The sequence below is a fragment of the Gallintestinimicrobium propionicum genome (assembly GCF_025567525.1).
In the GTDB taxonomy this organism is placed as follows: domain Bacteria; phylum Bacillota; class Clostridia; order Lachnospirales; family Lachnospiraceae; genus Gallintestinimicrobium; species Gallintestinimicrobium propionicum.
Genome location: NZ_JAOQJY010000014.1, coordinates 58717 through 76143, shown reverse-complemented (window position 1 = coordinate 76143; position 17427 = coordinate 58717). Strand labels below are relative to the sequence as shown.

11 protein-coding genes are annotated in these 17427 nt (G+C 48.5%); 1 reads left to right on the top strand and 10 read right to left on the bottom strand.

Features of this window, described 5'->3' with window-relative positions:
- Window positions 1–2: 2 nt before the first annotated feature.
- From OCV62_RS11330 to OCV62_RS11290, 9 genes are all read right to left on the bottom strand, one after another.
- A complete protein-coding gene (locus tag OCV62_RS11330; protein WP_262586759.1) occupies window positions 3–1859 on the bottom strand; it encodes a beta-N-acetylhexosaminidase in 1857 nt (618 codons plus the stop codon).
- Complete coding sequence (locus OCV62_RS11325; protein ID WP_262586757.1) at window positions 1850–4153, bottom strand: glycoside hydrolase family 3 N-terminal domain-containing protein; 2304 nt, start codon at window positions 4151–4153, stop codon at window positions 1850–1852. The genes OCV62_RS11330 and OCV62_RS11325 overlap by 10 nt, the downstream gene beginning before the upstream one ends.
- On the bottom strand, window positions 4154–5626 hold the full coding sequence (locus tag OCV62_RS11320) for a sulfatase family protein (protein ID WP_262586756.1): 1473 nt from the start codon (window positions 5624–5626) through the stop codon (window positions 4154–4156).
- 59 nt (window positions 5627–5685) lie between these two features.
- Entirely contained in the window at window positions 5686–6444 is a 759-nt protein-coding gene (locus tag OCV62_RS11315) for a response regulator transcription factor (protein ID WP_117961775.1), read from the bottom strand.
- Entirely contained in the window at window positions 6419–8203 is a 1785-nt protein-coding gene (locus tag OCV62_RS11310; RefSeq protein ID WP_262586755.1) for a sensor histidine kinase, read from the bottom strand. Before OCV62_RS11310 ends, OCV62_RS11315 begins: the two co-directional genes overlap by 26 nt.
- 325 nt (window positions 8204–8528) lie before the next feature.
- Window positions 8529–10025: an ABC transporter substrate-binding protein gene (locus tag OCV62_RS11305; RefSeq protein ID WP_262586753.1), complete on the bottom strand. Its 1497-nt coding sequence runs from the start codon at window positions 10023–10025 to the stop codon at window positions 8529–8531.
- 112 nt (window positions 10026–10137) lie between these two features.
- Window positions 10138–11088, bottom strand: a complete 951-nt coding sequence (locus OCV62_RS11300; RefSeq protein ID WP_021914387.1) for a carbohydrate ABC transporter permease — start codon at window positions 11086–11088, stop codon at window positions 10138–10140.
- A 12-nt stretch (window positions 11089–11100) separates the two neighbouring features.
- Entirely contained in the window at window positions 11101–12048 is a 948-nt protein-coding gene (locus OCV62_RS11295; protein WP_118496864.1) for an ABC transporter permease, read from the bottom strand.
- 341 nt (window positions 12049–12389) lie between these two features.
- On the bottom strand, window positions 12390–13916 hold the full coding sequence (locus OCV62_RS11290; protein WP_021914389.1) for an ABC transporter substrate-binding protein: 1527 nt from the start codon (window positions 13914–13916) through the stop codon (window positions 12390–12392).
- Window positions 13917–14370: 454 nt separating this feature from the next.
- Between OCV62_RS11290 and OCV62_RS11285 the strand changes: the two genes are divergently transcribed.
- Complete coding sequence (locus OCV62_RS11285) at window positions 14371–15807, top strand: sulfatase-like hydrolase/transferase (protein WP_262586749.1); 1437 nt, start codon at window positions 14371–14373, stop codon at window positions 15805–15807.
- 155 nt (window positions 15808–15962) lie between these two features.
- On the opposite strand, the gene OCV62_RS11280 is transcribed toward OCV62_RS11285, so the two are convergent.
- Window positions 15963–17252 (bottom strand): glycoside hydrolase family 125 protein, encoded by a 1290-nt coding sequence (locus OCV62_RS11280; protein ID WP_262586747.1) that lies wholly within the window; start codon window positions 17250–17252, stop codon window positions 15963–15965.
- Window positions 17253–17427: the final 175 nt, after the last annotated feature.

Genomic DNA, 17427 nt, shown 5'->3' with positions numbered 1-17427 from the left:
TGTTATTTGATCTGACGCAGGTAATCTCCATACCAGCATACCAGCTCCTGGATATAACGCAGTTCAGATTCTTCACTGATGCTGCGGTATACTCTCTTGTAAAAATAGAACCATGTCTCCAGCTCCTTGGCAAGTGCCCAGCTGTCCGGCATATTCTCATAGGTGCAGCCCAGCACATCCGCAGTTGCGAATTTGCCGATCTGGTTAAAGATACGGATCGCATCCACTGCAACGATCTGGGGCATTACCAGTGCGCGCTTGCTGCTGTCCATCTGCTCGATCTGTGCATACAGCTCTCTTGCGATTTCTTTCAGATTTGCGTCCTTCTGATCGATGTTATCCATCTGACCGATGCGTTCCTTCATCAGGCCAACGCTGACTTCATCCTGTTCATGCAGACCGCGCTTCATTTCCCAGTAGCGTACTGCAACATTCCAGTCGTAGCCGCTGTTTTCCTGAATCTTTGCTACAACAGCCAGGTAGTTCTCACTGCTGTCCCGATATTCGATTCTGGAAATCTGACGGTTGATATCCTCGTAGGATGGAATATTGCTGTTCCAGGAGAACGCTGCACCGTAAATCATGCCGACTCTTGTGAAATCGGGATGGTTGACATGCAGATAATCGCCCCAGTCCGTATTTAACAGACCGATCGCACCGTACTTGTTTGCATAGGTACACAATCTCATGATGTTGTTGTATGCGTACCAGTTGAGTGCAGAAAATTCATTCCATCCACAGCAGCCGGGGCAGCAATACTGAACCGCTCCTGCTTCGTACATCCACTTCGTCTCTTCTTCGCGCTGGTTCCACATATAACCCCAGTTTAAGCAGATGATCTCTTTGGGAAGCTCTTTGATCATCTCCGGGAAGCCGAGGATAATATCCCCCCAGAACATGGGCCGACGGCCGTTATCCAGTAAGAACTGAGCCAGCTTCTTAATATAATCGATATAAACTCTGTCCTTGCCCAGCTTTTCCACTGCTTCTTTGTTGCGTCCTCTGCCCAGGTCAAAGGTCTCATCTGCACAAATGTTGAACTGTCTGGAGGTAAACAGCTCCATATATTCGGAAATCATACCTTCGATCAGCTGCAGGCTCTCCGGATCGGAGGTGTTGATCGTGTGGTGTGCCATTCTGCCGGTCTGGGAGAAGGGTTTTCCTTCGGAATCCTCCAGCTCGCATAAATGAGAGTATTCTCTGGAGCAAAGCAGCTTGTAAAGGTGTCCAAAGCTGGACAGGGACGGTACAAGCTCGATGCCGCGCTCTGCACAGTAACGGTCAAACTCCATGATCTCTTCTGCAGTCAGCGGAGTGTCATCTCTCCACAGCTCTGTCATACCGCGGAACAAATAGGAATGCTCTACGTACAGCTGTAACTGGTTTAACTTGTAATAAGCCATCCGGTCAGCCAGCTGCTTCAACCAGGAAAGCTTCGGAATACGTCCTCTGGTGCAGTCGAAGTAATAGCCGCGGTTTACAATTGCCGGAGCATCCTCGATATGTAAAGCGGACAGGCATGCGCCTTCCTGCTCGAGGATCTGCAGCAGCGTCTGCATACCATGCCACAGACCTGCCTCATCGCCGGTCAGTACAATTGCATCCTCGGTGATATCCAGCACATAGCTCTGGGCTTTCATGGTGTCATCCTGCTTGAAAACGACATCACCAGCCTGGGCAGCTCCTCTTGTCAGAAGGGGACGGTAGCCCAGTTCTTTTTCTGCGCCGTCACAAAACAGGGACGCCTGACGGGTCACCAGCTGGCTGCAGCTTTGATCTACCGTCACATATCTGTCATAGGCCCAGATAAAACGGCCTTCTTTTTTCTCCAGCTTCGCCGGAGCGGGAATTAAATACATAATGTAAATTCTCCTTTCCATATGGTTTGCGCGCTGTCAGACAGCTCAATCCGGAATACTCCAGGTTCCGCAACATACTTCATCTTCTGATTCCACAGGCAGAATGCCTCCTTGCCAAGCTGCAGGGAAACGGTTCTTTCCTGTCCTGCATCCAGCCATACCTTCTGGAATGCTTTCAATTCTTTCACTCTCCGTACCGTGGATGCTGCAACGTCCGTCACGTAAATCTGCGGTACGATATAGCCGCCTCTTTCACTGGTATTTTTTACAGAAAAGCGGATGGTCAGGCCCTTATTTTCCAACGCAGCCACATTGCACCGTTCTGTGCTTAAGCTGCAGGCTCCCCATTCAAAGGTCCCATAGCCAAGTCCGTAGCCAAAGGGAAACAGCGGTCCTGCCTCCTCATCCATATAGGTCATCGCCCGGTAGGAATTTTTATAATTGTAATAAACAGGAACCTGTCCTGTCGATCGCGGCAGGGAAACCGGAAGTCTTCCGGAGGGAGCAACTCTTCCTGAGATCACCTCTGCAATTGCCTGTCCGCCTCTGGGACCGGGATAAAATCCAAGGATTACACCGTCTGCCAGCTCACACACCTGGGTCAGCACCAGCGGGCGACCGCAGATCACAACTGCGATCACAGTTTTTCCGGTTTCTTTCAATGCCTTTAACAGCTCCAGCTGCGCATCCGGAAGCTCAAGGTCGCTGCAGTCCATTCCCTCTCCGCAGTCCATCAGCGTCCCCTTGTCGTCGGCCGCAGCATTATCTAAAAGCGCCGCGCCGTTTGTGTCAAAACTTGCACCGCCGAACCGGCTCGAGGAACCGCCCAGCACACAGATCACAATGTCACTGTTTTTCACAGTATCCACTGCCTCTTTCAGCAGGTTTTCATCTCGTTTTCTCAGATAACATCCCTGTGAGAACCGGATATCAGATTCTTTGAAAATCAGCTTCATGCCGTCCAATACCGTGATACCGTCGTCCCTGCGCAGCGGAGGTGTGTAGTCACCCAGCTGGTTATACAGATCGTCTGCATTTGGTCCGACCACAGCGATCTTTTTACCGGATGCCTGGTTTTCCCAAAAGGGAAGCCCCTGGTTTTTATTTTGCAGAATTACAAGCCCTTCCCGCGCCAGCTGTACACTCTCCGGATTCTGTGCATAATCCATATGGATCTCTCCCTCTTCTTCGAGGTAAGGATGCTCAAACAGTCCTCTCTCGAATTTGAGGGTCAGCACACGCAGCACTGCCTGATCAATCTGGGCTTCCTTTACAAGACCTCTGCGTACTGCTTCTTCCAGTTTGCCAAACGCCTCATCCCACAGACCGACGTCCACGCCTGACTGCAGGGCCAGCGCACCGGACACCACATTATCACCAGTCATGCTGTCAAGCTGATCGATGGCAACACCATCAGACATCACGATACCGTCAAAGCCCATCTCCTTGCGGATGACATCATTTAACAGCCAGCGATTTGCGTGACAGTAAACGCCGTCAATCTCATTATAGGCAGCCATGATGCCCTTGGCTCCTGCCTTGATTGCAGCCGCTGCCGGAGGAAAATGAATTTCCCGAAGTTCGCGTTCTCCAATTCTTGCCGCGCTCGCATTGACGCCGCCGGTTCCTTCGCCCTGTGCTGCAAAATGCTTTGCTACAACCTCAGGTCCGCTTTCCTGCATACCGATTACGGCAGCTTCTGCCATCCGCGCAGACAGATACGGATCTTCACTGTAGCATTCCTCACTGCGTCCCCATCTGGGATCCCGCAGCACATCCAACATCGACATTAAGGCAAGATCCACACCCATATTCTGCAGCTGACGGCCGCTTACCCGGTACGCTGCCCGGACCATTGCAGGATCAAAGGTCGCTCCGGCCAGAAGGTTTACCGGAAGCAGATAGCCGTCCAGCGCCTGATGTCCGTGGGGGCATTCCGAGCTCATCATTACAGGAATACCGAGTCTGGAATGCTCCAGCACATAGCGCTGTACCTGATTATATGCTTTTTTGGAAAGCACGCCGGTCAGACCGGTTTCGTAATTCTTATCCGCCCAGGGATCTGCACGATATAAACCGTACAAAACTCCCAGACCGCTGTATTTTTCAACCTCCTGACAAAATTCCTCCGACAGCTCGATGGTATCCTCACCATTTACACATTTCCGCTCATAAATCCGAAATCCGTAAAGGCGTTGATTGAGCTGACCGATCTTTTCTGCCAGAGTCATCTCCTCCAGGAGAGCCTTCGCCCTCCTGACAGGAGCTAAAGAAGCATCCTGATATGCCTTCATTTATTCACAATCTCCGTATTTTTCTTTCAGCAGTTCGATTCCGTACTCTCTCGGAGTACCCTTTAAACGCTCCATATAGGACTTCAGCTGTCCTCTGCAATGCTCGGGGCCGCCCTCCCGCATTACGGTCCACATGGGATCTACATCGTAATGAGAGGTCTTCATCATCTTGTCATTCCAGTCGAGGATCATCTTCGCACCCTTTGCGCACAAGTCAGGGCGCTCCTCTGCCAGGTTGTGCTGCTCGTGAGGATCTTCCTTTACATTGAACAGCATTTCCTCCGGGAACAGATGATACCCGCCGTGTACGGTTCTGATATATACATAGTCATCAAACCGGGCACTTCTCTGGCACACATGGGCACACTGGGTCAGAATCGCATAGGGCTTGGAGCAGTCTGTTCCATCCCTTAATGCCTTTGCAAAGGAATTGCCGTCATAATGATAACGATCCGAAAACATCGGTGTACCCAGCAGTTCCTGCACGGTAGGTGTCAGGTCTGTATTGTCATAGAAGCCCTTAACCACTGCGCCTTTCTGCATGCCGGGCCAGCGAACGATCATAGGAATACGGCAAACCGGCTCATCCGCAGTGCCATGCTCTCCGTAGATACCGAACTCGCCAAGGTCTTCGCCGTGATCCGCTGTGATAATGAACGCAAGATCATCGTCATACAGTCCGTTATCCTTTAACCAGCCAATGATCTGACCGATGTTATCGTCTGTGTATTTTACGCCGTCATCATACAGATCCAGAAGGTGCTTTGCCTCTTCCAGAGTTGTCAGCTTACCGGGGTGCTTTGGCCACTGAGGAAACGTATCATCATTCCACATGTTGATCTCGTTTGCGCAGTGGGGTCCGATGTGCAGCAGGTGCTCTTCAAAGGTCTTCTCGTCGATCCAGTCATCCGGAAGCGGCGTATCCGCAAACTGGCTCGGATAATCTGCCGGTGTACGATAAGGGGTATGAGGATCCCAGTAATGCACATGCATCATCCAGTTATCCTTCTTGCCGTTTCTCTCCAGCCAGTCCAGCACATGAGGCGTTACCATCTCTGCGGACTCGCTGCCTCTCCTGCCTACGTTGTAGCATTCATTGAAACCGGAATTAAACCACCATGCACTGTGACGTTCTGCAAAGGAAGAGAAGGAAACCGTATGCATTCCGGCTCTTCTAAACTGCATGAACAGTCCGTTCTCAGACATGTCATCCGTAAAGCTTCTGGTGATTCCCTGCAGACGCATATCCGCAGCTGTACCGCCATGCCCCACAATTCCGTTATGAATTCCATACTGTCCGCTGATCATGGATGCTCTGGACGGAAGGCACGGTGCATTCGGGCAGTAATAATCATCGAACCGCACTCCCTCCTTTGCAATTTCATCCATTACAGGTGTGGTATTTCTGCCATAGCCATAACAGCCCATATGATCCGCCCGCAGCGTATCAATGTCAAACAGTAATACTCTCATTTGTGAGTTGCTCCTTTTCCCCATTTTTTATAACAACAGAAAATCATTTTCTGCAGTTTTCAATTTTTCCCCGCTCTCATTTCGGAAGGTGTGCTGTCATAATAATTATGAAAATGCTGATAGAAATAATTCATGTTGGAATATCCTACTTCCGCGGCTACCGAAGAAATCTTGTCGTCGGTATTTAGAATCCTCTCCCGCGCGACATACATCCGGTATGCCATCAGGTATTCCGAAAATTTCATATCTGTTTCCTTGATAAAAATCTGACCAAGATAGGTCGCATTCATCCGGAATCGGTCGGCTATACTTTTTAAGGAAATATGCTGCCCATATTCCATTGCCACGATCATAACGATCTTACGGATCAGCGGGGAAAATTCCTCATAGGGCCGCCGCAGGATCGGATCTTCGTTTTTACGCACCTCCAGCTGCACAGTTCCGTGCAGGTTTTCTACCACAACCTGTTCAATGCGCTTCTGAAGCTGATCCTTATCAAGGGGCTTTAACAGATAATCCACTGCGCCGCAACGCAGTGCTTCACAGGCATACTGAAAATCGTCATATCCGCTCATCATAATATAGTTGGATTTGACACCCATTCCATTTAAACAATTAATCAGTTCATAGCCAAATTCATTGCCGATCCGTACATCCACCAGGCAGACATCCGGTTTCCAGTCCACCACATGGGATACCACTTCAAAACAGCTTCTGGCGGTCCGGATTCGTTCAAAGCCAAGAGATTTCCAGTCAAGAAGCCTGCAAATGCCTTCGGCAATGGCAGGTTCATCATCCACGATCACCAATGTGTACATCTTCTTCCACCTTTCCCGGTATCAGGATAGAAATTTTAAATCCCCCTTCCGGGTTATTCCCGATTTCCATCTTAAAACCATTTCCATAAAAATAATTCAAACGCATATATACGTTTCTCAGTCCGATATCCGCTTCCGGATCGTCATTTCCTTCGCGCATCGTCTTCTGTACCTGCTCCAGCTGATCTGCAGGAACACCGGAGCCATTGTCCATGATTTCGATCACGGTGTCCGAGCCTTGTGGATGTCCGCTGATGATCAGCAGATTATACATGCTCTCCCGGTCAAAGCCATGAGTAAAGAAATTTTCCGCAAGGGGCTGCAGCCAAAAACTCACCGTCGGGATTTCTCTGAGTGCATCTTCCAGCTCGACCTGATAGAAGAAATTATCTCCAAACCGCAGCTCCATGATCTTTAGATACATTTCAAGCAGCTTAAACTCTTCTCCCAGCGTGATGGTATCCTTCGTATGGGTTCTGGCACGATACAGAGCCCCAAGCAATGCGATCGCATCCGCCGTATCCCGGTCTCCTTCCAGCAACGCCCTGGAGCGCAGCGTTTCCAGTGTGTTATATAAGAAGTGCGGGTTGATCTGATGCTGCAGTGCACGCATCTGAGTCTCCTGCTCCTTCAGCTTCCAGACATATTCCCGCTGGATATGACCCTGCAGTTTTGCACCCACATCCTTTAGGGCAACTGCGATCATGCCATATTCATTTTTGCGCCGCTCGCTGCTTAAATCTTCCTCCTGAACATCCGCAAACTCACCGGATTCCATGTGCGAAAGCATATGAATGATCTTGGAAAGAAACTCATAATCCGCTTTCAGCTGCATATTGGTAAACAGAATGATCCCAAAGGCTATCAGAAACAGTGTTGTCCCTATCACGCCAACGACATAACGATTATCCGCCACCAGCTCTCCGATACTTTTTATGACAACATAGGAAAACGTTCCCTGGTTGGATGTATGTTTTGTAAAAAAAGTCCTCCGGCTGCCGGTATTCTCCAGCCAGTCAAACTGCACCCCCCGCAGGGCCGCCTGGAACAGCTCTGCTTCCTGCTGTGGGCTCATCTTGCTGTGGGCAAGCATATCCCCATCTGCATCGAAAATCCCCCAGGAAGCATTGATCTCATCATTGTCCTCATAAAAATCCGCCGTGCTGATCCAGAAATCCATCGTTCCCATTGAAATACTCATGTTATCCGGATCACGAACCGAATAAGAGGACGCCATAATATCCCCGAATCCTGGAATTGTCTTCACATCCTCGATTGTACGACATTCAAAATCCACCCACAAATCATAGTTCGTCATTCGCAGAGCTTTTATACCGTTATCCGACCGCAGCGTTACACCGCAAATCTTCGTCCTGCCATCTAAAAACAGCTTCTTGATATCTGACGGCACATACCGGATTTCCGAATCACTGTTCAAACTGTTTTCCCGGCGCTTTGCGATGTAGTCCTGATTGTTCACAGCGCCAAACAATGCCTTTAAATCTTCCATCAGCGCCGTATCGGTGTACAAGCCTTCCACATAGGACCGTGTCCAGGTCTGAATATTTTCCAGCTGGCGCTCCTTTTGCTGGAAGCGGTACTGAGACTGGATCTGCACATCATTGATCCAGTTGCGGATAAAGAAAAACAGAACGCCCGAAAACGCGCTCAGGCAAAGCACAATGACTACGATGATTGTCCCAAGAAATTTTTTCCGATAGATCCGATATTCCAAAAATGTACTGTGGCCTTTGCTCATTTGCTGTCTTCTCCTGTGTCATACATCTTCTGCGAAGCCGCAGCTTTCCGATCCCTATTCCTAGCTCGATTATATCCTGTCTATATAGACTTTGCAAGCGTGACCACTCTGCGGACGCTGTGTTCTTCGTGCTTTCCCATGCACAGATCTGCATGGGGACAGGTTATCTGTACATGGGAAAACACAAAGGAGCTGTTATGGCAAAAGGCCGCCCGAACCAAAGTTCGGACGGCCTGTCTTTAGTTCCTTATCCAATCAATATGACAGGGAAATGTTACTTCACCTTTTACAGTTTCTTCTGCATCCGGCATTCTTCCCCTGCAGATTAGTTCGCAAAGAACTCGTCAACCTGCTTCTGTGCCTCTTCGATAACGGTATCCAGGCCTGCAGCCTTCAGCTCTTCGATACAAGCGGGAACTGCAGTTGCCGGATCAGATGCACCGGTCAGCAGGTCATTCTTGTACTTATCCCAAACAGTGTTGCAGTTTGCGATCTCGTTCTGAATATTGGTTACATCCAAAGCAAAGCCCAGGCAGGTAGAAGATACAGCAGATTCGTTCTGCTCTTTTACCTGATTCCATGCATCCGGATCGCCATCCGCCTGAGTAGACAGGATGAAGAAGGTACCCTGTGTATAGGAAGGCCAGTTCCAGTCATCACGCAGCTTCTGTACTGTGCCGTCTTCTGCGTACTCCATGTAGTTGCCTTCTGTACCATATGCACACATATCACGGAATTTGGAATCTGTGTTCATCAGCTGCAGAACCTTCAGCGCTTCTGTCTTATACTTGGAGTTTGCAGAGATCGCGTTCATAGAACCCTGAATGGTCTCGGTTGTGTACAGAGGTCCGAATACCTGAGTCAGGTCATACTTCTCAATACCCGCGTTGAATGCCCATGTGGTTGCTGCTGCAGGCCAGCCCTGTGCAGAACCGAAGATGGAACCTTTACCGCCGTCTGTTACAACGTTAGCATCGGGATTGATGATGCCGTCCTGATACCATTTGTGCAGCCAGTTTAAGCCGTCCATGATATCATCCTGCTCCAGTGTGCATACAACCTTGCGGCTTGCATCGTCATATTTTACGCCGATGGGCTGCAGACCGGAAGCAAGACCGTCATAGTTGTTGAAGAAGCCGTTGAAGGTAGAGCCCTGAGCCAGCTGCATCGGGTATTTAGATTTGCCTTCCCCCTCTTTGATGGTCTGCAGAGCGTCATTTAAGGTTGCATAATCTTTGATGCTGTCTACATCAATGTTATACTTCTGTACATAAGCATCATCCAGCATCCAGAACTGGGTCAGGGAAGAATCCTTGTAGGTCGGTACTGCATATACATTACCGTGGATCTTGGCACCTTCCCACAGGTCTGTAGGAATGAAGTTGTACAGATCGGGGGTTTCCGTCTGAACAAGGTCTGTGATGTTCTCCAGAGCATTCAGATTTACAAATTTGGTGTAGTTTGTGTTGTTTACGAACATCAGGTCGAAGTATTCGCCGGTGTTGATGATGTTGTTCATCTTGGTTTCGTAATCTGCCCAGCCTGCGATCTTAACATCGATTCTTACGCCGATCTTTTCTTCTGCGTAATCGCTGATCTGAGATACAGCCTGATCGAAATCGTCTGCAGGTGTTCCGCCTATAGTCCACCATACCAGGGTAGGTACTTCACCATTGCTTGCTGCAGAATTAGAAGCGGCTTCTGTTCCGGCTGCAGCGCCGTCAGTTGTGGACGCAGAGCTGCCACAGCCTGCCAGCATTCCAGCTGTCATAGCGGCAACAACGCCCAGGGCAAGAATCTTGTTCATGCTCTTGTTTTTCATAATGTCTCCTCCTTAAAATCGGGCTCCCTGTATGCAGAGAGCCCGTTTCTATACCACAGCCGGTTCTTCCGGCAGGATATCAAATTAAAACACACAGATAATATAGGGAATATCAGCCCTTAACCGCACCAACCGTCAGACCGGAAATGAAGTACTGCTGGAAGAACGGATATGCGCAGGCGATAGGCAATACGATAATAACTACGATAGACATACGAGCCGCTTCCTTCGGCATCTTTGCAAGCATTTCTGCTGCAGATGCACCCAGTGTTGCTGCATTCTGTACCAGCATCTGGATATTGGTCAGGATCTGGTTTAACAGAGCCTGCAGGGAAAGGAGCTTGGTGTTATCAATGTACAGCATGGACTGATACCAGTCGTTCCAGTATGCGAAGCAAAGGAACAGACCGATAGTTGCCAGTACCGGCAGGGAAATCGGAAGAACAATTCTGCTGAAAATCGTCAGCTGAGATGCACCGTCCATCTTCGCGGATTCGATCAGGGATTCCGGAACTGTTGTCTTAAAGAAGGTACGACAGATAATAACGTTAAAGGATGAAACTGCCAGAGGCAGAATCAGTGCCCATATCGTGTTCTTTAAGCCCAGCAGCTGGCTGACTACGAAGTAGGTGGAAACCAGACCGCCATTAAATACCATGGGGATAAATACCACCATTGTAAGGAAACCGTTTAATTTGTAGTTCGGACGGGAAAGTACATAGCCCATCAGAGTTGTCAGCATAACACCCAGAACCGTGCCAACGATCGTTACAAACAGAGAGACACCCAGTGCTCTCAGCAGCATCGTGCTCTGAGAAGCCAGGAATGTGTAGCCCTCAAGAGAGAAGATCTTGGGGATGAAGCGATATCCGTATTCTGTGATGGAATCCTCAGCAGAAAAAGAAATTGCAACAACCAGCAGGATCGGTATTACGCACAGCAGCGACATAATAATGAAAATGATATTCAGTACAGCGTTAGCGCCTTTGGATACCCGGTTGAACCGGTCGAACCCGGTAGGCTCGTCTTTGTTTACTCTTTTAATTTTTTTCGTTGTTTCCATTGTTCTTCTCCCTTAAATCATTGCGCTCTCACGGTCAATCTTACGAACGATCGCATTCGCCGTCAGAATCGTAATACATCCGGCAACAGACTGTACAAAGGCCGCAGCGGACGCCATACCGGTGGTCGAAGTTTTCAACTGTTTGAAAACATATACATCCAGAGTATATACATAATTGTACAGCGTATTGGAATCTCTGGGCACCTGATAGAACAGACCGAAGTCGGAGTAGAAAATACGTCCTACTGCCATGATAAACATCATGATGATAACGGTCTTCATCAGAGGCAGAGTGATGTAGCGGATCTGCTGCCAGATCGTAGCGCCGTCGATACCGGCTGCTTCATAATAGGTCTTGTCAATACCGGTGATGGTTGCCAGATAAACGACCATTCCGTAGCCAAGACCCTTCCACAGGTTCATAAATACCAGGAACGGAGGCCACATAGCAGGCTTCATATACCACTGCTGACGTTCCATTCCCCAGGACTCCAGCATACCGTTGATCAGACCCTTGTCATAAGACAGGAATGCCCAAACCAGTGCGCTTACAACGACCCAGGACAGGAAGTAAGGCATGAACATCGCAGTCTGATACGCTTTTGCAAGCTTCTTGCTGTGGAGCTGTCCAACTGCGATTGCTGCAGCAACCGGTGCCACAATGCCAAGGATAATGAAAATGACATTATATCCCAGCGTATTACGCAGGATCAGCCAGATATCCTTTGAGGAAAACAGGAATTTAAAGTTGTTAAATCCCACCCATTCACTTTTAATAAAGCTTGTTAAAAATCCACCGTATACCTTGTAGTTCTTAAATGCGATGATAATACCGAACATCGGCAAAAAGCAGAACAGCAAATACCAGATGGTAGTCGGCAGTGCCAATAACGACAGCTCTGTGTCGTCTTTACCCCAGATGCGTTTCTTGCCTCTGCGGCCAGTCTTTTCGTTACTCATTTTCCGTTTTCCTCCTTCTTCGCAGATTCCTCACGTAAATTCCTTTACTTGGAAACTATATTGCCATTATAACTTAGTTATTTTGACTCTACAACCTAAAATTTATTATATATTGGTATAAAAAATCCAGTTCAGGTGTACAATTTCTTTTTATTTTTTTGTGCACTTTTTACACAGTTCTATCCGAGGCCACCCAACCCTGCCCGCATTGGAGTGTAAAAGCTGTATAAGGTTATATATCGCTCACCTAACGTTTTGAATACAGTCTGTGAGGAACGCTGTTTCCCCATGGAAAAGACCCCCCGGGAAACCCGGAGGGTCTTTTTATGATGACAGAATCATTATTCAGCAAAGAAAGCATCCAGCTGTTTCTGAGCCTCATCGATAACAGTCTGCAGACCAGCTGCATTCAGTTCATCAATGATTGTAGGAAGAGTTGTCTCAGGATCAATCGCACCTGTCAACAGGTCGTTATTGTATTTTTCCCAAGCAGTATTTACATTTGCAACTTCGTTCTGAACCGGTTCGGGATCGAATACGAAGCCCAGGCATGTAGAAGAGGTTGCAGATTCATTCTGCTCTTTTACCTGCTCCCAAGCATCCGGATCGCCATCAGCCTCTGTAGCAAGGATGAAGAAGGTACCCTGTGTATAAGAAGGCCATACCCAGTCATCACGAAGCTTTGTAACAGTGCCGTCTTCTTCGTACTGCATGAAGTTGCCTTCGGTACCGAATGCACACATATTACGGAACTTCGCATCGGTGTTCATCAGCTGAAGAACCTTCAGTGCTTCTGCTTTATACTTGGAGTTTGCAGAAACCGCATTCATGGAACCCTGAATCGTTTCAGTAGTATACAGAGGTCCAAACACCTTTGTTACATCGTACTTTTCAATACCCTGACCAAACGCCCAGGACTTTGCTGCTGCAGGCCAGCCCTGACCTGTGCTGAAGATAGCGCCCTTGCCGCCATCTGTTACAACGTTAGCATCAGGATTGATAATACCATCCACATACCATTTGTGCAGGTAATTCAGGTTTTCTTTTACATCATCCTGCTCCAGCAGGTTTACAACCTTACGGCTCTCATCGTCATACTTAACGCCCATGACAGTAACACCTGCCGTCAGTCCGTCGTAGCCGTTGAAGAAACCATTAAAGGTAGCTCCCTGAGCCAGATGGATCGGATATACGGACTTGCCTTCACCCTCTTTGATGGTGTGGATGACGGGATCGAGAGTTGCAAAATCTTTAATGCTTTCCATGTCAATGTCGTACTTCTGTACGATAGAATCATCCAGCATCCAGAACTGGGTCATGGAAGAATCCTTGTAAGTAGGAACTGCATAAATCTTCTCTTTGATAGTAGCGCCCTTCCACAGGTCTTCGGGAATGAAATCATACAGCTCAGGTGTCTCAGACTGTACCAGATCTGTGATATCAGCAAGTGCATTCAGGTTAACGAACTTGGTGTAGTTTGTATTATTTACAAACATCAGGTCGAAATACTCACCGGTGTTAACGATGTTGTTCATCTTGGTTGACCAGTCAGCCCAGCTTGCGATCTTAACATCGAGTCTTACGCCGATCTTCTCTTCTGTATAGTCGCTGATCTCTGCGATGGTCTTATCGAAATCATCGGGAGGTGTTCCGCCGATGCTCCACCAGATCAGAGTAGGCACTTCACCATTGTCTGCCTTCGCAGTATCGGTGGAAGTTTTGTCATCCGTAGCTTCTGTAACGGTTGTGTCAGCAGCACCATTGTCTGTTGTTGTGGATGCTGTGTTTCCGCAGCCTGCCAGCATACCGGCTGTCATGGCAGAAACAAGACCCAGCGCAAGAAGCTTGTTTACGTTCTTCTTTTTCATACATTCCTCCTTTTGTGCACTTTTGCACTTTTAATTCCCTCTCAGGAATATTTTTGAACAATTTGAATCGTTTTGGGCCGATTCAATCGTTCCGTCCGTCATTCGGTATACATTCTTATGTTCCGAACTGATGTATTTATTATATATTAGCAAATCTGTCCGCACAACCTAAAATATGTTATATACCAGTATAAAAATATTATCTTCAATATACAAAAGCGGAACTCTTTTTTGTGCATTTTGTATGTCTCCCTGTTTTTTGTTCTGCTGCTTCACTGTGGTTACGCATAAAAAAGGGTGTTTTTTGAAATACGCCATCTCACTTTTTTAGGATAGACACCACACTTTTATAAGGCTTATACTGTGCATAAAGGCAACGGCTTTGTCCGTCCTTCGGCAGAATTCTGACATGCTCTGCCTCAATATTGCCATCCGGAGGAGGTTATCTTATATTATGGCAAAGGATAATATTTTGCTGATCACAACGGATCAGCAGCGTTTCGACACTCTGAACGCATGGGGGAATCAGAGTATCTTTACACCGCATCTGAACTATATGGCGGCAATGGGCATCAGCTACAAAAACTGCTATGCCAGCTGCCCAATCTGCGTTCCGTCCCGTACAACCATCATGACCGGACGTCAGGGTTACGAAAGCGGTGTTATTTCCAATGAAACACATGAGACCTTTATGCGTGCCTGTACCGAGGAACGCTCTACCCTTCCCGCCGTTTTGACAGACGCTGGCTATCAGACCTGTGCAAAGGGTAAAATGCACTTTGAGCCCGCCCGCGCCCACTATGGCTTCGAGCATATGAAGCTGCCCCTTGACTACATGCGCGAATATGACAAGAAGCAGGTTCTTGCACATCCCAAGGCTCACGGTGTCGGCGAGTGTGAGGTAGAGCCTGTGATCTCCACGGTAGAGGTCAAGGACAGCATTACCAGCTGGATCGCGGAGGAAGCGATTGATTTTCTGGAGACCCGTGACACGACGCGTCCGTTCTTTTTATGGACAAGTTTTACCAAGCCCCATCCGCCCTTTGATCCCTGCCGTGACTTCTGGGAGCTGTATGACAACATCCCGATGCCGGACGCGGTTACAGGCGACTGGTCCAGAACCGTTGAAGAGACCCCTCAGGGCTTCCTTGCAGGCGCTTATGAAAACACGAACCTGTATCTGCTCGGCAAAGCGCAGCGCGCTGCTTCCAAACGCGCCTACTATGCCTGCATCACACAGGTCGACTATGCACTGGGACGTATCTTTGGCTGTCTGAGAGAAAATGATCTGTTCAAAAACACCTGGGTCATCTTCACCGCAGACCACGGCGAGATGCTGGGAGACCACCATATGTCCCAGAAGAATCTGTTCTTTGAGGGCAGTGCCCATGTACCGCTTCTGATCATGCCTCCCCAGGGACGCAGCCTTCCTTACAACATCAGCGTAGAGGCCCCGGCTGACCTTGTAGATATCTATCCTACGATCCTTGCAATGGCAGGGCTTTCTTCCCCTGTTTCTGTCAGCGGCAAAAACCTGCTTGAGCCAGTTCCCATGGATCGTATGTTCTTTGGAAACTCTTTAAACAAGAATTTCTGTGTCATGGAGGAAAAGGTGAAGCTGGTTTACTCTGCAGTCGGCGATCACGTTCTGCTCTTCGACTTAAACACCGATCCGATGGAGCAGCATAATCTCGCAGAGGACCCTGCCTGGCAGGAGCGCAAGGCAAAGCTCTGGAAGCTTCTGCTGGAGCACACCGCACAGTACACGCCTGAGGCGCTGGGCGAAAACGGTCAGTTCCTTACCTACGAAGCGCCCCATTTTCCCGGTGATGTACCCGGACGGTGGTTTGGCTTCCATTATCATGATTATTCCGTGGATACGTTCCACTAAGGGCTGCGGATAAGACTCAAAAACCGGGCAGAGAGAATCTGCCCGGTTTTTGAGTCTTAGTGCTGTCAGATTAACGATTTATCTTTTGCAGTTTTTATCACTGCAGAAGACTTGCCGCCTCATCGACTTTTTGAAGTTCACACGTCCCGTATATCTTACCGTGCTACGCGGATATCGCAGTAGTCCAGAACCAGCTCACAGAACATAGCGTTTGCCCAGGAGAACCACTCTCTGGTGTAGTTTGCAGGATCATTGACATCGAAGCCCTCGTGCATCATGTGCTTGCCGGCATCGGTATTTTTCATGGTGTTCAGGATCGCAAGCTTTTCTTCCTTTGTCTTGCTGGTCAGACCCTGGATCGCCAGAGCAATATGCCAGATATAGCCAGGCTTGGTGTGCTGGCTGCCTACACCCTTTGCACAGCTGCCTTCATAATAGTAAGGATTTGCACAGCTGAGCACAAAATTGCGGGTGTTTTCCACAACCTGACGGTCATCCGCCTCGTAGCCAAGGTAATCCATAGCCAGCAGGCTGGGTACATTTGCATCGTCCATCAGCATATACTGACCGTAGCCGTCTACTTCGTATGCATAAACCTTACCATAGTAATAGTTATCTACGATCGCCATGCTTTCGATGGCATCGTGGATCTCTTTTTTCAGGGAAGCAGCTTCTGCTGCCAGAGCCTCATCCTTTAATACTTCATGTGCAATGGTTTCCATATAGCCCAGAACAACTGTTGCAAACATATTGGACGGGATCAGATAGCCGTAGATGCAGGCATCATCGCTGGGACGGAAGCCCGACCAGGTCAGACCTACGCCGGATTTTACCAGAGCGCCCTTGCCTTCTCTGGACAGGGTATCTGTAAAGTAGCAGCCCTTACGCTGGAAGGAATAAGGGGATTTCTCCTCGTGATACTGTTCGGTTTTCCATACGTTCAGGATGGTGTGCAGGCCTTTTACGAAATTGTCATCAAAATGGTCTGTACGTCCGGTGTTTTTCCAGAGCAGATATGCGAACTGAACGGGATAGCACAGAGAGTCGATCTCATATTTGCGTTCCCAGAGCCAATCGCTCATTTCCGTCTCATCGTGATCCCAGCAGTTGCCGTTTTCTTCCTGATTGAAGGCATTTGCATAGGGATCATGGTTTACAAAGAAAAATTGTCTTCTGGACAGACCAGCCAGCAGGTCGGAAATCTCCTGATCCTCTGCTGCAGCTACCAGATAGGGGCGCACCTGTGCAACGGAATCCCGCAGCCACATCGCCGGGATATCACCGGTGATAACATGGGTTGTGCCGTCCTCCATCTTTTTCACAGTTGTATCCAGGGTGTTGGAAAAACAGTTGATAAACAGTTCTACCATTGCAGGATCCTCTACAAAGGTCTCTTCCACCTTGTGAATCAGCTTCTGCAGGGATACCGGTAAATTCTCTTTCATTGGTATGTACTCCTCTCTTCTTAGATACTTCTATAGTGCTGGGTTTTTCCCAGTCTGTCAAGATATAAAAAACTCATATTCTATCCCCTTTTTCTTAACCCTGAAGTTCCCTCGCATCTTTCCGAATGGTGCGTGGCTCTGCAGCACTTGCCCTGTTTTCAAAACCATGTTAAAA